Origin of the sequence: Hydrogenophaga sp. 5NK40-0174 (genome assembly GCF_040372165.1) — a bacterium.
GTDB lineage: Bacteria > Pseudomonadota > Gammaproteobacteria > Burkholderiales > Burkholderiaceae_C > Hydrogenophaga.
The window spans coordinates 1-22,859 of record NZ_BAABWG010000005.1 but is presented as its reverse complement, the minus strand read 5'-3'; the positions used below and the strand labels follow the sequence as shown (position 1 = coordinate 22,859).

At 61.3% G+C, this 22,859-nt stretch carries 25 protein-coding genes; 21 read left to right on the top strand and 4 right to left on the bottom strand.

The features are described from left to right. The first annotated feature begins 17 nt into the window (after positions 1 to 17). A complete protein-coding gene (locus ABWV89_RS16670; RefSeq protein WP_353399411.1) occupies positions 18 to 998 on the top strand; it encodes an NAD(P)H-dependent flavin oxidoreductase in 981 nt (326 codons plus the stop codon). A 120-nt stretch (positions 999 to 1,118) separates the two neighbouring features. Here the strand turns inward: ABWV89_RS16670 and ABWV89_RS16665 are convergent, their stop codons facing one another. Genes ABWV89_RS16665 through ABWV89_RS16650 form a run of 4 tightly spaced genes read right to left on the bottom strand, consistent with a single transcriptional unit; the run spans position 1,119 to position 5,970 of the window. After that, positions 1,119 to 3,590, bottom strand: coding sequence for a penicillin-binding protein 1A (locus ABWV89_RS16665; protein ID WP_353399409.1), 2,472 nt, complete (start codon positions 3,588 to 3,590; stop codon positions 1,119 to 1,121). Positions 3,591 to 3,646: 56 nt separating this feature from the next. Continuing rightward, a complete protein-coding gene (locus tag ABWV89_RS16660) occupies positions 3,647 to 4,036 on the bottom strand; it encodes a cytochrome b5 domain-containing protein (protein WP_353399406.1) in 390 nt (129 codons plus the stop codon). A gap of 8 nt (positions 4,037 to 4,044) precedes the next feature. Continuing rightward, the gene (locus tag ABWV89_RS16655) at positions 4,045 to 5,259 is read right to left on the bottom strand and encodes a ferric reductase-like transmembrane domain-containing protein (protein ID WP_353399403.1); all 1,215 of its coding nucleotides are present in this window, start codon (positions 5,257 to 5,259) and stop codon (positions 4,045 to 4,047) included. Between the two features lie 24 nt (positions 5,260 to 5,283). Next, a complete protein-coding gene (locus ABWV89_RS16650; RefSeq protein ID WP_353399401.1) occupies positions 5,284 to 5,970 on the bottom strand; it encodes an SDR family oxidoreductase in 687 nt (228 codons plus the stop codon). A 121-nt stretch (positions 5,971 to 6,091) separates the two neighbouring features. On the opposite strand from ABWV89_RS16650, the gene creB reads away from it, so the two are divergent. The 20 genes from creB to ABWV89_RS16550 all read left to right on the top strand — a co-directional run. Continuing rightward, positions 6,092 to 6,820, top strand: coding sequence for a two-component system response regulator CreB (creB, locus tag ABWV89_RS16645; protein WP_353399398.1), 729 nt, complete (start codon positions 6,092 to 6,094; stop codon positions 6,818 to 6,820). Between the two features lie 49 nt (positions 6,821 to 6,869). Continuing rightward, positions 6,870 to 8,378, top strand: coding sequence for a two-component system sensor histidine kinase CreC (gene creC, locus ABWV89_RS16640; protein WP_353399395.1), 1,509 nt, complete (start codon positions 6,870 to 6,872; stop codon positions 8,376 to 8,378). A 162-nt stretch (positions 8,379 to 8,540) separates the two neighbouring features. Beyond that, complete coding sequence (gene creD, locus ABWV89_RS16635; protein WP_353399392.1) at positions 8,541 to 9,998, top strand: cell envelope integrity protein CreD; 1,458 nt, start codon at positions 8,541 to 8,543, stop codon at positions 9,996 to 9,998. 97 nt (positions 9,999 to 10,095) lie between these two features. Further along, on the top strand, positions 10,096 to 10,938 hold the full coding sequence (locus ABWV89_RS16630) for a metal-dependent hydrolase (protein ID WP_353399389.1): 843 nt from the start codon (positions 10,096 to 10,098) through the stop codon (positions 10,936 to 10,938). A gap of 929 nt (positions 10,939 to 11,867) precedes the next feature. Next, positions 11,868 to 13,090 (top strand): IS3 family transposase gene (locus ABWV89_RS16625; protein WP_353399386.1). Its coding sequence is split into 2 segments (ribosomal slippage): positions 11,868 to 12,126 and positions 12,126 to 13,090, totalling 1,224 coding nucleotides; the frame shifts between segments, so codons are not numbered across the junction. Between the two features lie 116 nt (positions 13,091 to 13,206). Beyond that, positions 13,207 to 13,683 (top strand): hypothetical protein, encoded by a 477-nt coding sequence (locus ABWV89_RS16620; protein WP_353399383.1) that lies wholly within the window; start codon positions 13,207 to 13,209, stop codon positions 13,681 to 13,683. A 209-nt stretch (positions 13,684 to 13,892) separates the two neighbouring features. Beyond that, complete coding sequence (locus tag ABWV89_RS16615; protein ID WP_353399380.1) at positions 13,893 to 14,429, top strand: tetratricopeptide repeat protein; 537 nt, start codon at positions 13,893 to 13,895, stop codon at positions 14,427 to 14,429. A 148-nt stretch (positions 14,430 to 14,577) separates the two neighbouring features. Further along, positions 14,578 to 15,066, top strand: a complete 489-nt coding sequence (locus ABWV89_RS16610) for a GNAT family N-acetyltransferase (RefSeq protein WP_353399377.1) — start codon at positions 14,578 to 14,580, stop codon at positions 15,064 to 15,066. Between the two features lie 88 nt (positions 15,067 to 15,154). Further along, on the top strand, positions 15,155 to 15,511 hold the full coding sequence (locus ABWV89_RS16605; protein WP_353399374.1) for a DUF2200 domain-containing protein: 357 nt from the start codon (positions 15,155 to 15,157) through the stop codon (positions 15,509 to 15,511). Between the two features lie 101 nt (positions 15,512 to 15,612). Next, positions 15,613 to 16,068: a zf-TFIIB domain-containing protein gene (locus ABWV89_RS16600; protein ID WP_353399371.1), complete on the top strand. Its 456-nt coding sequence runs from the start codon at positions 15,613 to 15,615 to the stop codon at positions 16,066 to 16,068. A 201-nt stretch (positions 16,069 to 16,269) separates the two neighbouring features. Next, positions 16,270 to 16,845 (top strand): riboflavin biosynthesis intermediates N-glycosidase, encoded by a 576-nt coding sequence (ybiA, locus tag ABWV89_RS16595; protein ID WP_353399368.1) that lies wholly within the window; start codon positions 16,270 to 16,272, stop codon positions 16,843 to 16,845. A 2-nt stretch (positions 16,846 to 16,847) separates the two neighbouring features. Continuing rightward, the gene (locus ABWV89_RS16590; RefSeq protein ID WP_353399365.1) at positions 16,848 to 17,237 is read left to right on the top strand and encodes a tetratricopeptide repeat protein; all 390 of its coding nucleotides are present in this window, start codon (positions 16,848 to 16,850) and stop codon (positions 17,235 to 17,237) included. A gap of 329 nt (positions 17,238 to 17,566) precedes the next feature. Then, positions 17,567 to 18,547, top strand: a complete 981-nt coding sequence (locus ABWV89_RS16585) for a trypsin-like serine peptidase (RefSeq protein ID WP_353399362.1) — start codon at positions 17,567 to 17,569, stop codon at positions 18,545 to 18,547. Positions 18,548 to 18,576: 29 nt separating this feature from the next. Further along, a complete protein-coding gene (locus tag ABWV89_RS16580) occupies positions 18,577 to 19,179 on the top strand; it encodes a hypothetical protein (RefSeq protein ID WP_353399359.1) in 603 nt (200 codons plus the stop codon). A 51-nt stretch (positions 19,180 to 19,230) separates the two neighbouring features. Then, a complete protein-coding gene (locus ABWV89_RS16575; protein ID WP_353399356.1) occupies positions 19,231 to 19,695 on the top strand; it encodes a hypothetical protein in 465 nt (154 codons plus the stop codon). Next, positions 19,682 to 19,942: a hypothetical protein gene (locus tag ABWV89_RS16570; RefSeq protein WP_353399353.1), complete on the top strand. Its 261-nt coding sequence runs from the start codon at positions 19,682 to 19,684 to the stop codon at positions 19,940 to 19,942. Before ABWV89_RS16575 ends, ABWV89_RS16570 begins: the two co-directional genes overlap by 14 nt. Before the next feature lie 34 nt (positions 19,943 to 19,976). After that, on the top strand, positions 19,977 to 20,384 hold the full coding sequence (locus ABWV89_RS16565) for a hypothetical protein (RefSeq protein WP_353399350.1): 408 nt from the start codon (positions 19,977 to 19,979) through the stop codon (positions 20,382 to 20,384). A 189-nt stretch (positions 20,385 to 20,573) separates the two neighbouring features. After that, positions 20,574 to 21,740 carry a hypothetical protein gene (locus ABWV89_RS16560; protein ID WP_353399348.1) on the top strand — a complete coding sequence of 389 codons (1,167 nt, stop codon included), beginning with the start codon at positions 20,574 to 20,576 and terminating at the stop codon, positions 21,738 to 21,740. Between the two features lie 167 nt (positions 21,741 to 21,907). Beyond that, positions 21,908 to 22,480: a DUF2059 domain-containing protein gene (locus ABWV89_RS16555; protein WP_353399345.1), complete on the top strand. Its 573-nt coding sequence runs from the start codon at positions 21,908 to 21,910 to the stop codon at positions 22,478 to 22,480. Positions 22,481 to 22,667: 187 nt separating this feature from the next. Next, positions 22,668 to 22,859 (top strand): hypothetical protein (locus ABWV89_RS16550; RefSeq protein ID WP_353399342.1); only part of this gene is annotated, 192 nt, incomplete at its 3' end.

The following is a 22,859-nucleotide window of genomic DNA, read 5'->3' as shown; positions in this document are numbered from 1 at the left end:
GCATACAAGGAGACAACATGTCTGCCACGCCTCGTCAATTGCCCGGTGCCCTGGGCAAGATCCCGTTTCCGGTCATCGGCTCACCGCTGTTCATCATCAGCAACCCCCAGCTCGTGATCGCTCAATGCAAGGCCGGCATCGTCGGCTCCATGCCTGCGCTCAATGCCCGTCCGGCCTCCCAACTCGATGAGTGGCTGGCGGAAATCACCGAAACGCTGGCTGCGCACGACAAGGCGAACCCGGACAATCCATCCGCACCGTTTGCCATCAACCAGATCGTTCACAAGAGCAACGACCGCCTGGAAACCGATATGGCGCTGTGCGCCAAGTACAAGGTGCCCATCATCATCACCAGCCTGGGCGCGCGTGAAGACGTGAACCAGGGCGTGCACAGCTGGGGTGGCGTGGTCATGCATGACGTCATCAACAACGTGTTTGCCCGCAAGGCCATCGAAAAGGGCGCTGACGGCCTGATCCCGGTGGCAGCAGGTGCCGGCGGTCACGCCAGCGTGAAGAGCCCGTTTGCCATGGTGCAGGAGATCCGCGAGTGGTTCGACGGCCCGCTGGCTTTGTCGGGCTCCATCGCCTCTGGCGGCGCCATCCTGGCCGCGCAAGCCATGGGTGCCGATTTCGCCTACATGGGTTCTGCCTTCATCGCCACGAATGAAGCGCGTGCTGTTGAAGGCTACAAGCAGATGGTGTGCGACAGCAACTCCGACGATATTGTCTACAGCAACTTCTACACCGGTGTGCACGGCAACTACCTCAAGGGCAGTATCCGCAAAGCCGGCATGGACCCGGACAATCTGCCCGAGAGCGATCCGAGCAAGATGAATTTCTCCACGGGCGAGAGCGGCAACAATGCCAAGGCCTGGAAAGACATCTGGGGTTGTGGCCAGGGCATAGGGTCCATCAACAAGATCGTGCCCGCTGCCGATCTGGTGGCACGCCTGAAGGACGAATACGCCCAGGCCAAAGCCCGCATCTGCGGCGCCTGATCCGCATTCTGATCCGCAGCGATTGCGCCTGTTCTGGTGCAGAAAAGACAAAACGCCGGCGATGCCGGCGTTTTTGTTTAAGGGGGTAGCTGCCGACGGGGTGTCTGTCCCCCCGAGAGCCTATAGATCGCCTGAGCGGGGAAAGCCGAACAGCCCGGGTGCCGGGCGTCCGGCGCGGCCCGGCTGCACGGTCGGTGAAGAGGAGGTCGTGGGCGCCGCCGCTGGCGAATGCGCGGCCGATGGCGTCGGTGCCGCATCACGGCCTGCTGTGGGGGCGGTGGCACCAGAGAGTGTTGGCGTGACGATCTCTTCCATCTGCACGCGGGGTGCAGCATAGACGGTGCCCTGTGCATCCGTGATGCTGGCCACCGCGCCGCCTTCGAGCCACTCTCCGTAGACCCAGTCGTCGTTGCGAAACACCAGTCCAGGTGGCGCATCCGGCAATGGTGTCGAAGGGACGCCTTGCAGCGCAACCCGCATGTAGTCAATCCAGATGGGCAGAGCCAGCCGACTGCCCGAGCCGCCACTGCCCAGGCTGCGAGGCACGTCATAGCCCATCCAGCTCACTGCCGCGACGCTGCTGTGATAGCCCGCAAACCAGGCATCCACCGCCTGATCGGTCGTGCCGGTCTTGCCGTGCAGGTCACTGCGACGCAAACTGCGCTGCGCGGCAGCTGCCGTGCCAGTGCGGGTGACGTCGTTGAGCAGCGAGTCCATGACAAACGCATTGCGGCGAGAGATGACGCGCGTGGGAGAGGGGGTGGCCTGCGCACGGGCGGCTTCGAACAGCACCTTGCCGTTGGCATCCTCTACTCGCTCGATGATGACGGGTGAGACCAGATAGCCGCCGTTGGCAAAAACGGCGTAGGCACGCGCCATTTGCATGGGTGTGACGGCACCGGTGCCCAGCGCCAGTGTCAGGTCCGAGGGTTGGCGTTGCGGGTCCAGTCCGAAGCGCTTGCTCCACTCCAGAGCAGTGGGTACGCCCACATGGCCCAGCACCCGGACGCTGGCCAGGTTGCTGGAGACGGTGAGCGCCTTGCGCAAGGTGATGGCGCCTTCGCCAGCGCCATGGCTGTTGTCGGGCGCCCAGCCATCGCCGGTGGACAGCGGCAGGTCGTCGATGAGCGTCGATGGCATGACCCGCGATTCCAGTGCGGCCGAGTACAGGATCGGCTTGAAGCTAGAACCGGGTTGCCGCCAGGCCTGGGTCGCACGGTTGAACGGCTGACGGCTGAAGTCGAACCCGCCCACGAGGGCACGGACACGTCCGGTCTGACTGTCAAGCGCCACCAGGGCCGCTTCGGCTTCGGGCCACTGCACGATGGACCACGCCGGCTGCGAGCGACCGCCGTGCATCACCCGCACGATGGCGCCACGTCCGATGCGCAGCTCCGGTCTGGCCTTGGCCTGCAGGCCCGCTTTGGCGCGCGCGAGGCCGTCGCCGCGAATGGTCACACGGTTTCCGTCAGACAGCAGGGCCACCACCTGCTTCGGACTGGCCTCCAGAACGATGGCGGCACGCAACATGTCGTCATCGCGATGGCCTTTGAGTGCTTCGGCTGCCAGCCTCTCTTCATCAGCCCCTTTGGCCTTGGGCAGGTCTTCCCGTGCTTCCGGTCCGCGCCAGGCCTGGGTGGCGTCATAGGCGAGCAGCTGCCTGCGCACGGCTTCATGTGCGGCCTGCTGCTCGCCCGATCTGAGTGAGGTGATGACGCGCAGACCCTTGGAGTAGGCGATCTCGCCAAATTGCTTGACGACCTGTTGTCGCGCCATTTCTGCCACGTAGCCACCATTGACCTGGCGTGGCTGGCGGGTGTGCAGCACCACCTTCTCGGCCAGGGCTGCCTGGTAGGCCTTCTTGTCCAGGACGTCGTTGGCCAGCATGCGTTCGAGCACCTTGCGCTGGCGGGCGATGGCCCGGTCATAGTTGGCCACCGGGTTGGCATAGTGCGGGTTTTGAGGCAGGCCGGCGAGCACTGCGATTTCGGCCACGCTCAGCTCGTCCATGGACTTGCCGAAGTAGGTGCGGGAAGCCGCGGCAAACCCGTACGCCCGCTGGCCCAGGAAGATCTCGTTCATGTAGATCTCCAGGATGCGGTCTTTGCTCAGGGCCTGCTCTACCTGGAGCGCCAGCATGATTTCACGCGTCTTTCGCTTGGCGGTCAGCTCGCGCGTGAGCAGCATGGTTCTGACCAGCTGCTGTGTGATGGTGGATGCGCCCTGGCGCCTGCCACCGGTCAGCATGGACACCACGGCGCGGGCCATGCCCTTCGGGTCGACACCCGAGTGCTCGCGGAACCGGGCGTCTTCCACCGCCAGCAAGGCATCCTGCAGCATCTTGGGAATGCGCTCGATCGGGACATACTCGCGTCGCTCCACGCCAAACTGCGCCAGTTCCACGCCGTCGCTGGTCAGCACCTGCAGCGGCAACTTGGGCTGATAGTGCGCGATGGGGTCGATTGGCGGCAGGTCGAAGGTGGCGGCATGCGCTGATGTGGCCACACCGCCACCGCCCATGGCAACGGCCATGGCCAGCACCACGGGGTAGCCGGCGGCTCGGATTCGGGTGAACAGGCTCGGGTTCGTCATGGGCGCATTGTGGCCCGCTTGTGTGAAGCGAATGTGCAGTGAACGGTCTGGCGGATTCACTTGTTCTTGATCAGGACCGAAGGTTCTTTGAGTTCATTGGACGTGGTGTTGGCCAGCGGTCCCAGGTGGTAGTCGTTGAGCAGTTTCTGGGCATAGGCCGAGTGTTCCCGGCCCACTTCCTTGGTCGCGAAGGCGTCGGTCGCCTCCTTGCCGCAGTGGCGCAGCATCACGGAAGGTGGCGAGGGGTGCTTGGGGATGTAGCCGGTGAAGTTGTAGACCTCGTTGTTGATCACCATCCAGCAGTCTTTGACGTTGTCGTGCCTGGCCACTTCCTTGAGCGTGAGCTCCAACTTGGCCTTGGCCGGAGCACTTTGCGCGTGCGACTGGAAGCCGCCGAGCTGTACTGCCAGCACAAAGCCCCAGAAGGCCACCGTGGATATCGTCACCAGCGCTTTCATCGGAAATCAAACCTTTCACTGTGTATGTGTTGTGGACCAACGCCAGCCGCCGCCAACCGGGCAGTGAGCTGTGCCACCAGACCTGGCGGGCCACAGAGGAACACTTCGCGCTGTGCCAAGTCTGGCACGAGATGGCCCAATTGTCGCCAAATGCTGTCCAGATCTGCCGCATGAGATACCAGATCGTGCAGGCGGGTTCCCCTGGGCACTGCCGCAGGGTCGGGAATCAGCTCCTGCAGCCCGGCGTCTTGCGGGCGTCGGATGTGAACAAACTCGGTGTGCGCGTCGGGCGTCAGGTGCTGGGCGGCGGCGAGAAACGGGGTGACACCGATGCCGCCAGCTACCCAGAGCTGGGGTCGAATGCCGACAGCAGCATGGGTTTCGCTCAGAAAACGGCCGTGTGGGCCTCGCACCTGTACCTGGGTCCCAGCCGGCGCATGCTGTACATGGGACGAGCATGGGCCCTGGGCGCGAATGAGAAGCCGCATGGCCTGGTCTGCGCTGTGGCCGGGCACAGAACCCGCGATGGTGTAGGGGTGCCATTCGCCACAGCCTCGCCAGCCGATGCCTTCACCAAACGACACAAACACGAACTGCCCGGGCTTCCAGCTCAGGGAGCGGGTGCCGGATTCTGCGACGAGATCCATGGTGATCAGGTCCGGCCGGATGGTGCGGATAGCCTCCACCCTGTAGGCATGGGCCTGCCAGGCCGTCCAGCGCATGATGGCGTGCATGGCAGTGCTGGCGAGCACGGTCAGTGCGAACACCCATGCCGAAGCCTGCGCCATGGCGCCTCCGGCAAGGTTCCACGCGTGCCAGGCACCGGCCATCGCAGCTGGCAGGACCAGCCAGTGCACTTGCCGCCACCGGCGATATCGCAGCGGAACCCAGAAGGTCACCACCATCATCAGCATCAGCGCCAGCAAGGCGATCCAGCCCCAGCGGTACGGGCCGGTAGCGGCCAGGGGGTTGAGCATCCAGGCCGCGCTGTCCTGCTGGCCTTGCGCCAGCGCCGGCACGGCGGCGCTGGCAGTGTGCAACAGCAAGGTCATGTAAGTGATGGCGCCCGTGGCGTGGTGCCACCAGTACAGGCGTGGCATTCCGCGGGCGATGTTCTCCAGCCAGGGAAGGCGCAGCATCAGCACAAAGCTGCCGGCCCACAGGGTCAGGGCCAGCCAGCCCGTGATGCTTGGAACCAGTGACCAGGTCATCCTGCCGGGGCGCCACAGCGGGCGTCAGCGCTGCACCCAGCCGCCGCACACGGGGAACACCTGGCCCACAAAGCAGTCCGCGTGGTCGCTGCAGAGATAGGCCGCAAACTCGGCGTCTTCCCGGGCAGTCACCAGTCTTCCGAGTGGCACCTGCTTCATCCTTTCCTTGAATGCAGGGTGGGCCTGCACTTCCGGCGGGAAGTAGGTGGGGTTCTCGACGAAATTCTGGGCAATCAGGTTGATCTGCACACCCTGTGGCGCCGCTTCCACGCCGGCGGCCTGTACATAGGCCAACTGAGCGCCCCGTGCGGCACTGTAGGTGGCACGCCGCTTCATGCCCTTGAGAGCAGAGGCGCTGCCCATGACCAGGATCTTGCCGCCGCCTTGCTCGACCATGTCTGGCAAGACAGTGCGCACCAGCCGGGGCAGCGGGTCCACCAGTGCAGCGAACACCTCGCGCCATTCGTCCTCGCCAATGTCGGTCAGCGGTGTGTCCGGTGCAGAAATGGCCAGGTTGGCCACCAGCACGTCGATGGGGCCGGCTGATGCCACCACCTCAGCGGCGGCAGCCTCCGGCGCAAGGTCGGCATCACTTTCGATGACTTGGGCGCCGTGCTCTGCAAAGACTTCACACAGGGTCGGCCCCATGAACTCGCTGGCCTGGGTGATCAGCACCCGCTTGCCTTCCAGTAGTGGGCTGCGTTGCGGCATGACTCTCTCCTGTTGCTTGTCTGTTCATCATAAGCCCGAGGTGGCCGCGACGGGGCAGGGGTGTCATGGCTCTATGATGCAGTCTGTATCACACCCATTGCCACCAGATGCTGAATCAGCCATGACTGCGCGCATACTCCTGCTGGAAGACGAACAGACCATTGCCGACACGCTGCTCTATGCGCTGCGCTCGGAAGGGTTCGAGGTCGAGCATGTCTCGCTCGCTGCACAGGCGATTGACGTGTTTGCACGGCAGGCGCCTGATCTGGCCATCCTGGACGTCGGTGTGCCGGATGGCAATGGCTTTGATGTGTGCAAGCAGATGCGCAAGAGCAGTGACCTGCCCATCGTCTTCCTCACCGCCCGGGGAGAAGAGATCGACCGGATTCTGGGTCTGGAGCTGGGGGCGGATGACTATGTGACCAAGCCTTTTTCGCCACGTGAGGTCTGTGCCCGCGTCAAAGCGATTCTGCGACGCAGCGCACGGCAGGAGGTGCAGGGCGAGAGCAGCACCGCGAGCCGCGTGGGCGCCGGAGTCAGCGGGGCCTCAGGCGATGAAGCCGCCCTGGCGCTGGATGAGACCAATCAGCGCATACGTTGCCGGGGAGAAGCCATGAGCCTGACCCGCTACGAGTATCTGCTGCTGGCCACCTTGCTGCGCAGGCCTCAGCGCATCTTCTCCCGCTCTGAGCTGATGGACATGGTCTGGGCCGACGCGCTGGATTCGTCTGAGCGCACGGTCGATGCCCATGTGAAGCTGGTGCGAGCCAAGCTGCGCGAGCATGGCCTCACGGCAGAAGTCATCCAGACCCATCGCAACATGGGCTACTCGCTGCAGATGCCCGCGTAGGCCGGGTGATCGGGCCAGCCAACAGCGAGCAGGAAAAATACCAGTCACCATGCGCATCGGCCTTCGCCTTTTGCTGATCTTCTTTCTGGTGCTCGGCCTCTCGCTGTGGGTGGTGCTGCGGGTGTTTGTACAGGAGGTCAAGCCGGGCACACGCCTGGCCATGGAAGACAGTCTGGTCGACACGGCCCATGCCATGGCGGCACTGGCCGCGCCCGACATGCGCGAGGGCAGGATGGCCAGCGGTGGTTTTGCACAGGCCATCGAGGCCTATGCCAGCAGCCGCATCAAAGCGGATATCTGGGGCTTTGTCAAAACCGAGCCCGGTCTGCATGTCATCGTCACAGACGACCAAGGCGTTGTCGTGTTTGACAGCGAAGGCAAGGCCGTCGGACAAGACCACTCTCGCTGGAACGACATTTACCTGACATTGCGTGGCCAATACGGAGCCCGCTCCAGTCTGGTCGATGAGAAAGATCCGGGCAGCACTGCCATGCATGTGGCTGCGCCCATTCTGGATGGCAAGCGTCTGGTCGGCGTGCTGTCCGTCTCGCGCCAGAATCGAACGCTGGATCCCTATGTCACCCGCAGCGAAGAGCGCATTCTTTACTGGTCCTGGATCGTGCTGGGCGTGACGCTGGCCCTGGGCGTGATCATGACCTGGTGGCTGGCCAGCTCCATGTCGCGGCTCACGGGCTATGCGCTGGCCGTGGCCCGTGGCGAGCGAGCCCAGCTCCCGCGGATGGGTCGGCTCAGTGGTCGCACCGAATTCACCGATCTGGCCGAAGCGGTGGAGCACATGCGGCTCAAGCTGGAAGACAAGGACTATGTGGAGCGCTACGTCCACACGCTTACGCACGAGCTCAAGAGCCCGCTGGCCGCAGTGAAAGGCGCGGCCGAGCTGCTGCAGGAAGACTTGCCCGAGGCCGACCGCCAGCGCTTTGTGGGCAATATCCAGCGCCAGACTGAGCGCCTGCACCAGCTCATCGAGCGCCTGCTGGCCCTGGCCGATGTGGAGCACATGCGTGCGCTGGACGCGGTGGAGCCGGTGGACCTGGCGGCCCTGTCCCGCGAAGTGGTGCAGTCTCTGGAGCCTCGCTGGCATTCGCGCCAGCTCGATGTGTCGCTGCAAGTGGACAGCAGCCTGAACACCGTGGTGCAAGGCAGTGGCTTCCTGTTGCGCCAGGCACTGCACAACCTGCTGGACAACGCCATCGACTTTTCGCCCGAAGCAGGTCGCATCGACATCAGCCTCTCCGGCGACGGGCCGGAGCACATCATCTGGCGGGTGCGCGATCATGGCCAGGGCGTGCCTGACTACGCGGCAGACCGGGTGTTTGAGCGTTTCTATTCTCTGCCCCGCGCAGAAGGTCAGGACCGCAGCTCCGGCCTGGGCCTGTCCATGGTGCGCGAAGTGGCGGAACTGCACCATGCCCAGGCCGATGTGGGCAACCACCCTGAAGGCGGCTGCATCGCCACCATGCGCCTGCCACGGCAGCAGCCGCAAGCGCCACAGCAACGAGCCAAGCCGGCAGACCGCCAAAGCCCGGTCGGGGGCTGAAGCCGGCGTTTCACACCCGCTTCACAAAATTCTTCCTCGCTTCATGCCGCGTGCGTGAGGGCTTCTTGCGCGCTTCCTAGACTGCGTTTCATCTGCTGACGTCCCACCGGGGCGCAGCGTTCAGGCCCAACGACACCACCACCAACAAGAAGGGAGCTTGAGGTGAACAAATTTCCGCTGCTCAGCAAGAGCGTCATCATCGGCATGCTGATGATCATGTTATGGATTCCACTGCTGATGGTGCAAGCCACCATCCAGGAGCGGTCCCGCTACCGCGATCAGGCCACCCGCGAAGTAGCCAACTCGCACGCCCGCCAGCAAGTGGTCTCGGGCCCGGTCCTGTGGGTGCCCTTTACCGAGCGCTACCCTGTGACGGTTCGCTACGGCAAAGAGGGCGAGAAAATCCGCACCGAAACGCGCGAGCGTGCCTCCTGGCAAGTGGTGTTCCCGTCACGCCTGGAGACGCAGGCGCAGATCGACACCGAAACCCGCATGCGAGGCATCTTCCCGGTCACGGTCTACAACAGCCAGCAGCGCAGTGCAGGCCGCTTCGTGTGGACACCGGAAAAGCCCGTGCACAACCAGGGTGTGATCGAGTGGGGGACTCCGCGCGTTCTGATGAACGTCAGCGATGTGCGAGGTCTGCTGGGCAAGCCCGAGCTCAACTTCAGTGGCAGAACCTTCGAGATCGATCAGATCACCCAGAACCCGCACCCCTTGATGCCTCTCGGTGTAGATCTCAAAGGCATGTCACTCAGGGCCGGCGAGCCATTGGACTTCGTGCTTGATCTGGATCTGGCTGGCACAGACCGGCTGGGCTGGGTGCCACTGGCCGATGACAACAGCGTGACCGTCACATCGCCCTGGCCGCATCCCAACTTCAACGGCAGCTTTCTGCCGCGACAGCGCGACGTCTCCGGCAGCGGTTTCTCTGCCACCTGGCGTGTGCCATCACTCTCTTCCAGCGCCCAGACCACCGCACTGGACGCGTTGAAGCAAACCGGCGCCAACGACGGCCACCGCCAGCACCTGGAGAACTTTGCCGTCAACCTGCAAGACCCGGTGGACGTCTACCGTCTCACTGATCGTGCGGCCAAATACGGCATGCTGTTCGTGGTGCTGACCTTTGTGGGCTTTTTCATCAGCGAAGCCGTCCGGCGCTGGCGAGTTCACCCCATGCAGTACCTCATGGTCGGCGCTGCGCTCGTGGTGTTCTTCCTGCTGCTGCTCTCGCTGTCCGAGCATGTGTCGTTCGCCATGGCTTACTTCTCGGCCAGCGCAGCCTGTATTGCGCTGCTGGGCTACTACCTGCGCCACGTGCTCGGGGGCTGGCGTCAGTCCTTTGGCATGAGCAGCATGCTGGTGGCCGTGTACGGTGTGCTCTACGGGATTCTCATGTCGGAAGACAACGCGCTGATGATGGGCTCTTTCCTGCTGTTTGCCGTGCTGGCTCTGGTGATGATCGCCACCCGCAAGATCGACTGGTACAACGTGATGAAGTTGCCCAGCGTCGGTGGCAAACCGCAGCCACCGCAGCCCGGCAGGTCGGGAGGCCTGCCGCCATCGCCGCCCACTCCGCCGGCTGGAAACAGCGGCGGCACGGGGCTGAAGCCCGCCTGAGGCTTTCCGCGTCAAAGTGACGGGGCCGCGCTGAGCGGCTCCGTGCACAGCCCACTCACCGGCATACAGACACACATTTCAAAGGCTCTCATCCATCATGGCTGTCTTTCTGCATTTCGCCCCCGCCATCGGTCTGGCTGCCACCGTCGGGAAACGCATCATCTCCCCACGCCTGATGCTCGCCGGCGCAGCCTGCGCCGTCCTGCCCGACGTCGACTTCCTCGTCATGAAGCTGGGCGGCTTCCCATACGGCCACATCTATGGCCACCGCGGGTTCACCCACTCCATTGGATTTGCCGTGCTGTTGGCCGTGCTGGCGTGGCTATGGGCCGTGCCCTGGCGCCGGCAAGCACAGCAAACGCGGAAACTGCGGTGGGCTGATCGCGCCATCGCAGCCAGCTTCATCCTGCTCTGCACACTCTCGCACCCTCTGCTCGACAACCTCATCAACGCCGGCATCTGCACCGCCTGGTTTTGGCCGCTGGACGATGCAAGAACCTGTCTGCCGTGGCGCCCCATCAGCGTGAGCGGCATGCGCATGTTCACCCTGGACTGGCTGTGGGTCGAGATGAAATGGATTGGTCTCCCCTTGCTGGCGGTGGCGGCGGTGGCGCGGCTGTGGCGCCGGATGGCACGATGGATGAAGCAGAGTGACGGCAATGGCGAAGCTTCAGAAAGCGCAGGCATTGAGACTGTCAAGCAGCAAAAAACGCAAAAGGAGGTTCTCTCTGCCCGGACGCAGCATCAAATCAAAGCCTACCAGGCAGAGGCCGTTCTTCTCCGCATGCGCTTGCAGGCAATCGAAGCCAGCGGATTGGGCACGGAGGCCAGGCGAGAAAACGACACCACCACCTGGGCCGACCATCCCAGAGCGCAGCGCCAGAGGAGGCGGCTGGCGCTGGAGCTGTTTGCCCAGAGCCTGACGCGGGGCGTGCAATAGCAGGAGCAGGTGCGGATCGCAGCCAGGCATGGAGGCATGCATGCGACTGGGTGTCGCGCAGATGCCGCATGGTACCGGTGCGCCCGTGCCACCGAACAAAGAACGGTGTCGCAAGCACATGCGATTTCTTGGTACTCAGGCTATAGTGCCTGCAACGAATCATCTCGTGCACCTGGTCCAACACAACAGTCGAGTAGCAGAACGAAGACCGGGCGTTGAAAAACGCGGGGAAGCTGAAGTGCGGACTTTCATGGTTTATTTATACCTGTCCATTCGTACAGCATAAATCCCCTAAGTCCCTGAGTCATAAACGTTTTTGGGAGGAAACGATGACCATGTTATCCAGCAGCGTCCATGTTACCCGGCACTTGGCTGTCGTATATATCTAGTTGGACTGGTCTATGACTGTTCGCCTCGCAAGCGGTCGCCTGTGGGATCCAGGGATCGATCCGTATTCGTATCAACGCGCGGCGGATGATCATCGCGAGGAAATTCTGCGTAGCGAGCAATGCGGTTGCATGGCCTGCGCTGAGATTTATCCGCCTTCCGAGATCACCAAGTGGTGGGACGGTGGAGCGACTGCTTGCTGCCCAAGATGCGGAATGACCAGTGTGGTGATCGGGTCAGCTTCAGGTCTCGCGATCGACCGGGAAATGCTAGAAATGGCTGGCGCGCATGTGCTCGGCTAACGATGAGCGCTGCAACCGGCCCAACCCGTCTTTCCAGCGGACTGCCTTCGGCAGCCGCTGAACTCAGTCGTTAGGCGGCTAAGTGCTAAGCGAGAGAGTTTCAATGCTACGAAGGCTATCAATCCCCGAGTTCACCGAGCGGCTCTATGGCTTCACTATTCCCGAGGCTGGCAAGATCTACGCTTGTGGAGTTGACCCGATTTCGTGGACACATCATGCTTTGTGTTCAAGGAGTCGATTATGTCCAAAGTACGGCCGCCGTACCCGGCGGAATTTCGTCAGCAGATGGTCGAGCTGGTCAAAGCTGGTCGCAGACCTGCGGATCTCTCACGCGAGTTCGGTGTCACTGCCCAGTCCATCACCAATTGGGTCGGCCAAGCTGCCATTGATGAGGGGCATCCGCTTCCCGGCAAAGAGGGGCTGACCACCGCAGAGCGAGAAGAGCTTGTGCGGCTGCGTCGGCAGTTGCGCCAGGTACAGCAGGAGCGAGACATCCTGGCAAAGGCTACGGCCTGGTTCGCCGGTCGCAGCGATGCGACATCCACGAAGTCTTCCGACTCGTGATGGCGAACCAGGCCGACGTTCCTGTGCGTAGTATGTGTCGCGTTCTCGGTGTCTCTGCTAGCGGCTTCTATGCTTGGCGGCAAAGGGCTCCGTCCAAGCGCAGCATGGCCAACGCGGTGATGACCGAGCGCATTCGCCAGATTCACCGAGAGTCCTACGAATCGTATGGAATGCCTCGCGTACGCGCTGAGCTCAATGAGCAGGGTGTGTGCATCAGCCGTCAGCGAGTGGCGCGCCTGATGAAAGACGCAGGTATCCGTGGCATCAGCAAGCGCCGAGGCTTCACTGTCACCACCCGGCGCGACAGGCGTCAAACGCCGGCAAGAGATTTGGTCAACCGGCGCTTTCACGCCACGGGGCCAAATCAGCTTTGGGTGGCTGATATGACCTACGTTCCAACCTGGATGGGATTCCTATACCTGGCCGTGGTCATCGACGTCTGGAGCCGGCGCGTGGTGGGCTGGGCCATGGGAGAGCGCATGACCGCAGACCTCGTGCTTGCCGCGTTGAATATGGCCTTGGAGCAGCGCAAACCCAAGAGCGTCATTCACCACTCGGACCAAGGTAGCCAATACACGAGCTTGGCCTTTGGGGAGCGCTGCCGGCAGATGAAGGTACGCCCCTCGATGGGGACAGTGGGCGATGCCTATGACAACGCTATGGCCGAGAGCTTCTTCGCCAGCCTCGAAGGCGAACTCATTGAGCGCAATTGCTTCCAGAGCAAGTCACAGGCTCGTATGGCGGTCTTTACCTGGATTGAAGGCTGGTACAACCCCAGACGCCGCCACAGCGGCCTGGGCTACCTATCACCAACGAACTATGAAAGGAGCAAGCAAACAATGTTCGATGCTGTCGACAATGCTGACGTGCATGTCGAGACAGCGACCGAAACGGTTTGAGAATCAAACCAATAACCGTCCACGGAAGTGGGTCAACTCCAACTCCAACTCCAAAACGGTTCGGCACGGGCGGCCTATGGCCTCCGCTGGCCTTGGTCGTTAGGCGCGCTCGAGCCGTGAACACGAAAGAACAGATAGCGGCCATCCAATCAATGGCGCGTGGCAGCCACATGCACTGGCTGAAGGGGTTCTCTGTAGTACTTTGCGCGGCTTTACTTGCGTTCGGCATCTACGCCGGTCAACTGCAGTACTTCATGTTCGCCATCCTTCCGGCTCTCATCGCATACTCTGCGCATCAAACTGGTCCACACATTCGTGCAGCGTCGCGTGCACTGCGATCTGGCATGCAAATGCAGGGACTGGTCGAAATCGAGGTCGAAGACTCTTCGGACTCCCAGACTTTCTATGCAACGGTGGCGTCCGAGCCGGATCAAAAGTGGAGATTTGAGTTCATCCCGCTCGGCTGGAAGCCCGCTGCAGGTCAGATGCAGGCAACGCTATACACACTTCACGGAATCAGCTGGCCGGCACTCATTGAGGTGCAGGCTGGGGTCATCTACCCACGATACACACCCAAGCCGGTGCGGCTGTGAAGCAGGCGCCTAACCCTGTATATGGACTCTCGCTCAACAGCAAGGGACTGATCGATCGTTGACCTTGGGGTAAGGTGCCTGCAGTCGTATATCCGGCATCTGTTGTGGACTCTCTTGTAGTCCTTGGCGCCACGAGAATCTGCGTCACCGAATTGCCTCACACTACAAGCGGCTGCCGTGTTGGAGCCGTTGAGCAGCTGACGGAGTGTTTGAAAGCGGACTCAGGCAGCAATGAAGTGCTGACGAAAGCGCGGTTCCATCGGGCTTGGTCCTTCAATCAGTTGGGTGACTTTGAACGAGCGGTCGAAGATCAGGCAGAGGCGTTGTCCCTGGCTTCGAATGCGTCGTACCGGCCACTCATCAACTACTCGCTCTATCTCAAGAAGGCAAAACGATTCGAGGAGAGTCTCCTCATTGCGCGGCAGGCCTCGAAGATCGAGTCTTTGGAAACTTCGAGAGGCAGCATGATGACCCAGTACCACATCGGATGGTCGCTGTTCGAGTTGGGCCGGTACCGGGAGGCGATAGACGCTTTCACGAAAGGGGTTCCCTATCAGCCCGATTATGCGGCTGTGTACTGGCTACGAGCCCGGTCTTATGAGCTTCTTGGGGATACGGTCAATGCCAGGCAAGACTATGAGATCCTCGCAGAGTTGCTTGCAGATCCAGATGGACAGAATGATCTCGGGGAATGGGGGGCAGAAGCCGCCAGTAAGCTCAAGTCCCTGGGTTTGGAGATTCCATGAATTTGCCCTCCGTTCATGCGGAGCGGCTCCTGATGTGCACCGGTCGTGAGGAGACCTCTTCACGCCTTTTCCTTGTTCAAGCACCAGGTTTCATCCTCAGTCCGCCTTCCTCTTTCCTGCGCTCATCACCGTCACCGTCACCATCACCATGAACATTCATCTTGGCTATCGCCCCGGCTGCATCGGCCGCGTGACCGAGCTTCATGCGAGTTTCTACTCGCGCACGGTAGGTTTTGGTGCTCCTTTCGAGGCCAAGGTGGCTGCCGAGCTGGCGCAGTTTTGTCTGGACTACACGCCAGGGCGTGATGGCCTGTGGCTGGCGGAACAAGAAGATGGACAACTGCACGGCTCGATTGCCATTGACGGCTCTCACTACCAGGCGTCGGGCGCCCATCTGCGCTGGTTCATCACTTCGGATCATTCGCGTGGCAATGGGCTGGGGTCCAGCTTGCTCAACGCTGCCATGGACTTTTGCAAGGCAAGCGGCTACGAGCGCATCTACCTGTGGACGTTTGATGAACTGCACGCTGCACGACACCTTTATGAGAAGCATGGGTTCAGGCTCTCGCGCAGCCAGCGCGGCGCCCAATGGGGGAAGGAAGTCAATGAGCAAATGTTCACCCTGGGTATGAGATGATGGTCTTGCTCCCTCAGCGAGCCTAGTGTGCCGGATGGTTCTGGCATGCTTTCATTTGATATCAACGCCAGACCGGGCCAGGAGTTTCATGGCAACTGCACACCGAATTTTTGGAATGTCGTTTTCTGCGCTCTATCCCGCCTACCTCAATAAGGTCGAGCGCAAGGGCCGGACGCGGGAAGAGCTTGATGCCGTCATTTGCTGGCTGACCGGTCATGACAGTGCGGGCCTGGCCAATCAGTTGGAAAAAAGGGAAGTGGACGTCCAGACCTTTTTTGCCGACGCGCCGGCAATGAACCCGAATCGATCCTTGATCACGGGTGTTGTTTGTGGCGTCCGCGTGGAAGCGGTGGAAGAGCCGCTGATGAAGACCATTCGCCAGCTGGACAAGCTAGTGGACGAGCTCGCCAAGGGCAAGCCTCTTGAAAAAGTCCTGAGGTCCTGAGGTCGCCATGCATGAAGTGGCGAGGCCAGAACGCACGTCGTTGGTAAGTTGTTGGCACGTCTCGCCTCTCCATTGAACTGGTTGGTTTGCCGCTTGCCTCCATGAAAAACACACCCGCTTGCCCAAATTGTCATGAACGCCTGTCGTCGGTCGAAGCCGGCATGGTCGGTGTGTGGACTTGCATGTACTGCGAAGGTGCATGGCTGCCGTCCCGATCGGCCCAGCGGGTGCTCTCTGCGGGCGACCAGAAGCTGGCGCCTTGCCAGGCCGAAGCGATGTCCATGCACACCGGCTCGCCCATTGCATCACTTCGGTGCCCTGAGTGCGAGTCAGGCGTTTTCGCGACCGTCGGGGAAGACAAGCGAACTCTCTTCTGCTGTTCACAGTGTGGCTCGGTCTATCTCCCGAGAGCAGCTGTTGCACAGCTGTCCTCCAGGCTCGGGGGAGGGCGTTGGAACATCGCGGAAATCGTCGCCCATGCCATGGGTGGGCGAACCCTCTCCGGAGCAGACGGCGGAGTGGCTGTTGTGGTCTTGTTGTACCTGCTGCTCTCGTAGGAAAGCAACAATTCCACTGGCAAGGCGTTCGCTTGGTACGATCAAGCTTCAACACTGGTGCATGATGAGGTCCTCACATTGCCCCGACTTTGTCAGGAGGGAGAAAAAAATGAATGGTTCAGATGTGGGCGGTCGGCGACCGAAACTGCTTGCCCCTTGTTCGCGGCCTCTGGCGTTGACCGCACTTGATGGCCAGATGCCATGAGTGCCGGGCAGGACGCACAACTTGTTGAAGAGCTTTGCGCGCGTTTCAACGCTGGCGAAAGGTTGAAGTTCGTGTTCTTCTGGGGCCACCAGAAGCGCCCCGGAGGTGTGTCTTCCAGTTGCTTCAGCCAGTGGTATGACTCTCCATTCACAGTGGACGGGCAGCTCTATCCGACGGCAGAGCACTTCATGATGGCCGAAAAGGCGGCGCTGTTTGGCGACCTGGCCACCCGATCGATGGTGCTGGATGCGCCAAATCCAGGCGCGGCGAAAGCTCTGGGTCGGCAGGTTCGTGGCTTCGATGAATCCCGGTGGCTGGCGAACAGGTTGGATATTGTCATCCGGGCCAACCTTGCCAAGTTCTCGCAGAACCAAGAAATGGGCGAGTATCTGCTGCAAACTGGCTCGCGTATTCTTGTAGAGGCCAGCCCGGTCGACAGTGTCTGGGGCATAGGCCTTGCACATGACGATGACGATGCGAGCAACCCGAATCTGTGGCGTGGCCTGAACCTTCTGGGCTTTGCGCTCATGAAAGTGCGCGACACCCTCGTACAAGCGACTTCAAGGATCTAAGCATGGAACAGGAACTTGTCGCCGTACTCAAGGATATCCGCGGCGTTCTTTATGTACTTGTCGCTCTTGTCGCTTTTGCCACGGCTGTCTGGGTGATCAATGGGCTGGCTACCATCGCACGAAATCTCACTGCTGCGCTGCAGGGGTACTTTTCCCAGGTGGCCTCCAGCTACTATGAGGCAGCCAACTACCAGAAGCTGGTGAGTCACTGCCATCGCAAGCTCCGTACCCATCCGAACCACGCAACGGCGATCTGGTGGCTCGCGCGTGCAGAGCTGCAGCTGGGGCGGCTGGAAGAAGCCAAAGTGCTTTTTGACAAGGTTTCCGTGCTGGAGCCGACGTGGAGGCAAACGCATGTGGAGCCTTTCCAGGAGTTTCTGCCGCGTGGCTAGTTCAGCGAAGGCAAGGCGGGCAGACCAGTTTCAGGCTTGCAAAAGAAGCAAGATCGGGGGCATTGCGAGGGCGCTGAGGTCGGGCCTTGCCTTTTGCCATCTCTTCGGCCTCCGGGGCACAACACAAGACCTGGCACCGACGCTCTGACACCCACTTCCTGGCAACGTCCTGGTGAGGAACGCCTAAGCCATCTTTTTTGTCCTTGGGCTTCAAGAGAAGTCGCGCCTTTCCTGATTACCCAAACTGGGGTTGGCTTTCAGTGCATTGGTCATAGAGTCGTCAGTGTGTTCCCCCGTTGATCCTTCCAACCCGTCTCTGGAGGTGCCTGATGGCCGACGTACATGACTCTTGTGATGATGATGGTGTTGCCCGCGACACGCCGCTCACCCATGCGCAAGCGAAGGCGGCCTTTTGCCGGGAGGCCAAAGGTGACATTCCGAAAGAGTTGCAGCACATGCTGCTGCCGGAGTTGCCTGAATGCAAGCTGGTGGGCATTCAGGCCGAGAAGGCCGGTGCACCAGAGCGCGAGCCGATCCGGCCCATGATTCCCGATTGGTTCGCCGCCCGTGCCGCGCCTTTGCGTGCCAAGCTGCCACCGCCGATGCGTGTGATGCAGCGGGGCAAAGAGCTGGATCCACTGGTCGTGTTTGCACCAGAGGACAGGCGAATCTACAACGACACCAGCTACCCGTGGGGCACCATTTGCCGCGTGGTGACCGCCGGCGGTGGCGGCTCAGGTGTGATTGTTGGCCCCCGGCACGTTCTGACGGCCAGCCATATGATGAACTGGGGCGGCAACCTGAGCGGCACAGTGGAAGTGCACAGGGCCGGCGGCTTCGTCAGGGCGTCGACGCCATACATCTCGATCTACCACTACAACCAGTTGTCTGCTGCATCAATCAGTTTCTCCGAGGTGGATGAGGACTATGTGGTGCTGGTGACGGCAGACCGTATTGGCGATCTGTTTGGCTGGATGGGCACGCGCACGTACAACAGCTCATGGGACGGCGAACCGTATTGGTGGAATGTGGGCTACCCAAGCGCGATTGGTGGAGGGCTTCGCCCCACCTTCCAGCGAGAGAAATTTCTGGACGAACCCTGGAACGACCTTGGCGCTGCACGCTCCATGCGGACAGACGCAGACCTGACGCCAGGCAATTCCGGCGGACCTGTGTTCGGCTTCTGGGACGAGGGGCCGTACGTGGTGTCGGTGGCCTCTTCCCAGAGCGTCAGTGCCAACGAAAACTGGTGCTCAGGGGGGCGGTATCTCACCAACCTCGTTCATCACGCCATCAGCCAGAGCCCGTGATGGCGGCCAGCAGTTTCAAGGACAAGAACATGAATGCGAATTTGAAGACGAATATGCCAATGAAGGTCGTGAAAAACCTTGCCCTTTGTGCGCTCGTCGGCTCGTCTCTTGCTGGATGTGTGCGGCCAAGACCCTCCACGACAGATTTTGAGGGCCCAAACTTCAAGGTGCTGCTCAGCGGTGCCATCAGAGCGGAGCTGCCCGCGAGAAACGACGACCCGGCCACCAGCGTCAACCGTTGCGCGATCATTCCCGACGCGGCCAACGTCGGCGAGCAAAACATTGACGTGACCGTGTTGGTGTCCGACCTGAGCGGGATGCGTTACTTTGAAATATCTGCCCAAAACATCCAGCCCAATTCGGTTGTGGTGGGCCCTGAAGCACGGGATGTGAGGAGCAGCTTCAACGATACAAATCTGGTCGACACGGTCCGCGTCGACTTTACAAGCCCAGGCATTGGCGAGATTCGCACCGGCGGCACTTTGCAGTTCAGGATTGCCGACACGTTTCACAACGGCGTGACGCTCACTGGCCAGGCGCGCGACACGTTCGGCAACGTGTCGACGTTTGAGCCGTTCCAACTGCTGAGCAGGCTCGCTGACAATCCCGCCGATCCCTGCTTGATCCGGTAGCCCACGCCTTTGCCGCTTGGTCTGCTCGCCGTTCTGCACAACAATGGCGGCATGACGCATGAAGAAACCTGCCGCATCAAAGTGGTGATGAAGCAGCTCCAGGGGCAGGCGAACTGGTCGGACGCCCGGTTGGATTTGTTTGAAAGCGCGGAGACGTATCGAATTGACATGCACTGGGAGAACCAGTTGCTGTTTGCCAATGCCGACGACTGGTTTCAGGCGCTGCAAGCGATCCGTGAGCAACTCGAACCCCAGAGCGCCTTCCTGTGCTGCCAGGGCGCCAGGTTGAATGTCTACCCGTCAGGCATGAGCCGCGACATGGGCGGTGGCCGAATGGCGTACGTGCTGGTCATGGAAGAGCATGCCCAACCAGCCAGGCTGGTGGACATTTTTGATCCGGCCGACGACAGCGACTTCTCTACCGTGGCGGAGCAAAACGCCTTCTTTGCCCGATGGTTGAAGAGCGAGCACCCGAGCAATACTGAAGCAGGCTTCTCTGGCAATGGTCAACTGTGAACCTTGCAAGGCCAGCGTGGCCGTGGCACGCATGCTTCACCGAGCGGTACCCAGGCGTGCCGCCGTGGTCCCGTGGTCATTTGACGTCAGGGTGGCAGACATCCTGCGCTTTGAAGACCGCAACACCTTGTCCCTCGTTGGCAAGGGGATTGGCAGGCATGGCATATTGCTGCATGACGGCGACAGCATCCAGCAGATGCACAAGGCGGCCTGCTGGCTGCCAGCCATGAACAGATATTTGCATTGAGTTTTGAGCTTTGAGTTTTGATTGAGGTAGCTGAGTGAAGTCACACGCTCTGTTTGTATTGACGTGGGGTCTGGTGCTCGCCACGTCGGCCCAGGCCGAAACCTACAACTGCACTGCGCACCCGAAGTTTTCCGAGGGGAGACAGTTCTCTGCAACGGTGGAGGTGTCGCGGCGCGGCAGTACCGCAGAGGGCCGCCTGGTTTCGCTCCAGCTGAGCGAGCCATGGCCGTTGCCCGCTTCCTGTGACAACCCTTCGCGGCAAAAGTCGCTGACCGGCAGGGCAGACCGCGGTGAGATCACGCTTGGTCCCAAGGGTGCGCGGGGGTGCAGCTTCGTGCTTTATTTCCCCGCCACCAGTAACGAGCCGGCCCTGTTGTCGCCGCGCAAATCCGCCAAGGTGTTTGGCGAAGCGCCTTATCTGGCCAGCTGTTTGCCTCGCTGATCTGCCGCAGCTCGTCCTGTCGAGCTGGTTTTCGCGCTGTTGCAGATTCGCAGCAGATCTTCGCAAAAGTGCGAAGAATGACCGACGAAGCTGCTACTTCTGTCAGATATGACAGGGTATTCCCTTGGTGAGTTGCAAGTCGATAGATACAATTTGTGTCTTCTGCAAATAAACATCAGGGAGTGAGTCATGTCTGCGTTGCAAGTGCACGCGGGCGAGGCCGCGCATGTCAGCGCCGTATCGCACCGCACATCATGGGGGCGCCGCCTGGGCGTCATGGCTGTATTGCTTGCCAGCTTTGCGCTGACAGCGTGCGGCACCTTGACGGGCATTCCGTCTCACGGTGGCGGCAAGCGCTTTGCCACTGAGCAGCGGCTGGTATCGGCCAGCATTCGCGCTGCACTCAAGGATATTGACGTGACCGAGCTGCGTGGCAAGCGTGCGGCGCTGGTGTTCGATCTGGTGGCAGACGAGGGCGGTGGCAACCTCTCGGGTGGCCGCCTCACGCCCGGCTTGTTGTTCACCGCTGGCAGCGTGGTCAGCCCGGTGACCACCACCACCAACGCTTTCCAGGTGTTCAACCTGTCGGAGAGCGGCACCAACTACAACAACACCCAGGGCAGCGGCTCGGGCTCGAGCGCCAGCACCATGGTGTCTTCGGGCAGCAGCTCAGGCTCCAGCACCAGCGTCACTGGTGGTACCCGCACCAACAGCAGCTTCGACCAATCGGACAGCAGCAGCAACACCACCACGGGCAGCAGCAGCAACCGCGATACCAACAACTCGCAGGGCGGCTTCAGCACCAACCGGCAAGTGGTCAGCCCCAGCCCGAGCTACACCGAATCCGAAACCGAAGGCACCCGTGGTGAAGCCAACGTGACCCTGCAGTACAAGGGCCTGGGCGACTACCAGAACTTCAGTGTGCCCAAGAGCGACGCCAGCCTGCTCATGGGCCTGGTGCGCAACTACCTGCTGTTCAACGGCGTGGTGCCCACCACCCCCACCGACCCCAGTGCCGAAGTGCTGGTGTACGTCACGGTGGACATTTTCGGAACCGTGCGCAGCCGCTTTGACGCGCTCATCTACAACAACGAGACCGTCAAGGCCGAGACCAGCTTCGAGATCAGCGCGTTTGACCGCAAGGGCCGCATGATCATGCGCCCGCAAGTGTCCAACCGCGAATCCAAGTACCGCGAACACTATGTGTTCTGGGCCGGCCCGCTCACCACACAAGAGAAGGTCTACAAAGGCGAAGGCCTGCTGGTGGACTTCACCGATGTGGATGGCACCAAGGCCAACTACAACGGCGACGAAGAGCAGTCCGTCAAGGTCAACCACTTCCTGGGCAAGAACTGAGTTCGGACTGAGCCCGGGCTTTAACGCCATCGGACCTCTACAGGTACAGATGGCAATGGGCATGTGACATGTGACATGTGACATGTGACATGGAGCAGTGCCTGGGGGCAAGCCACAAGCCCGGCCCCCAGGCAGCTGCACTAAGAGAATCGGAGGGTGTATTCATCATGAAGGCCAAGCTTCTTTCTTCCGCGCTTCGTGCCCATGCGGGCAAGCTGTTGGGCATTGCGCTGCTGGGCGTTTGCACGGTGCTGCCACTGGCTGCCCATGCAGCGCCACCCACAGAAGAGCAGGTGGACCGCCTGCTCAAGCTCAACGGCGCCCACGCTGCGCTGGAGGCCGCGGTGCGCAGCATTGGCGGCCCCTTGCGCCAGCAGCTCACGCTCAAGCTCTTGCAGACCAACAAGGGCGCACCGCTGACCCCCAACCAGCGCCAGGCGGTGGAAAACGCCTTGCCCCCCATCGAGAACCTGCTGCGCACCGAGCTCAGCTGGGATTCGGTGCGGCCCGCCTACCTGAACCTGTACCAGAAGCAGTTTTCTGCTGAAGAGGTCGAGCAGTTGATCGCACTGTATGAAGACCCGGGCTATGTGGCGCTGATGAAGAAGATGCAGGTGGTGAACCTGCAGTCGTCCCGCCTCATTCAAGACCGCCTGCCCAAGGTGCTGCCCAAGCTGGAGCCGCTGCTGGTGGACGCCGTCAAAGGCCTGGCACCCATGCAGCAAGGGCCGGGGCAGTAAGCACCGACAACACTGTCAAAACCTACGGCACCGACAACACCGACAACCCTGTCAGTACCGTATTCACCGACCGATGAAGCGATGACGATGTTCGGGTGGACGCACAAAGAGCCGCCAACAAGGCCCGCCGCCACCACCCGCTACCGCCAGTAAGGGAGAAGCCGCCGTGAACCGCAGCCGCCAGTTCTTGAAACACCTCCTCTTCGGGGAGGCCCAACGCCGCATGCGCCGTGACGATCCGGTGCTCGATGACAGCGTGGTCATCACCGAGCGCAAGACGCCGCTGTGGATGCGCGCCATTGCAGCGCTGCTGATCGTGACCACGCAGGTCACGGCGTTTGCGCAGTACGGCGTGTCGGTGAACAACGCCAGCGGCCGA

Coding starts and splice junctions, on each gene's coding strand:
- creC (WP_353399395.1), top strand. CDS start 6,870: ATGCGCATCGGCCTTCGCCTTTTGCTGATCTTCTTTCTGGTGCTCGGC.
- ABWV89_RS16655 (WP_353399403.1), bottom strand. CDS start 5,259: ATGACCTGGTCACTGGTTCCAAGCATCACGGGCTGGCTGGCCCTGACC.
- ABWV89_RS16585 (WP_353399362.1), top strand. CDS start 17,567: ATGGCCGACGTACATGACTCTTGTGATGATGATGGTGTTGCCCGCGAC.
- ABWV89_RS16600 (WP_353399371.1), top strand. CDS start 15,613: ATGAAAAACACACCCGCTTGCCCAAATTGTCATGAACGCCTGTCGTCG.
- ABWV89_RS16560 (WP_353399348.1), top strand. CDS start 20,574: ATGTCTGCGTTGCAAGTGCACGCGGGCGAGGCCGCGCATGTCAGCGCC.
- creB (WP_353399398.1), top strand. CDS start 6,092: ATGACTGCGCGCATACTCCTGCTGGAAGACGAACAGACCATTGCCGAC.
- ABWV89_RS16650 (WP_353399401.1), bottom strand. CDS start 5,970: ATGCCGCAACGCAGCCCACTACTGGAAGGCAAGCGGGTGCTGATCACC.
- ABWV89_RS16555 (WP_353399345.1), top strand. CDS start 21,908: ATGAAGGCCAAGCTTCTTTCTTCCGCGCTTCGTGCCCATGCGGGCAAG.
- ABWV89_RS16630 (WP_353399389.1), top strand. CDS start 10,096: ATGGCTGTCTTTCTGCATTTCGCCCCCGCCATCGGTCTGGCTGCCACC.
- ABWV89_RS16605 (WP_353399374.1), top strand. CDS start 15,155: ATGGCAACTGCACACCGAATTTTTGGAATGTCGTTTTCTGCGCTCTAT.
- ABWV89_RS16590 (WP_353399365.1), top strand. CDS start 16,848: ATGGAACAGGAACTTGTCGCCGTACTCAAGGATATCCGCGGCGTTCTT.
- ABWV89_RS16610 (WP_353399377.1), top strand. CDS start 14,578: ATGAACATTCATCTTGGCTATCGCCCCGGCTGCATCGGCCGCGTGACC.
- ABWV89_RS16580 (WP_353399359.1), top strand. CDS start 18,577: ATGAATGCGAATTTGAAGACGAATATGCCAATGAAGGTCGTGAAAAAC.
- ABWV89_RS16575 (WP_353399356.1), top strand. CDS start 19,231: ATGACGCATGAAGAAACCTGCCGCATCAAAGTGGTGATGAAGCAGCTC.
- ABWV89_RS16670 (WP_353399411.1), top strand. CDS start 18: ATGTCTGCCACGCCTCGTCAATTGCCCGGTGCCCTGGGCAAGATCCCG.
- ABWV89_RS16665 (WP_353399409.1), bottom strand. CDS start 3,590: ATGACGAACCCGAGCCTGTTCACCCGAATCCGAGCCGCCGGCTACCCC.
- ABWV89_RS16570 (WP_353399353.1), top strand. CDS start 19,682: ATGGTCAACTGTGAACCTTGCAAGGCCAGCGTGGCCGTGGCACGCATG.
- ybiA (WP_353399368.1), top strand. CDS start 16,270: ATGAGTGCCGGGCAGGACGCACAACTTGTTGAAGAGCTTTGCGCGCGT.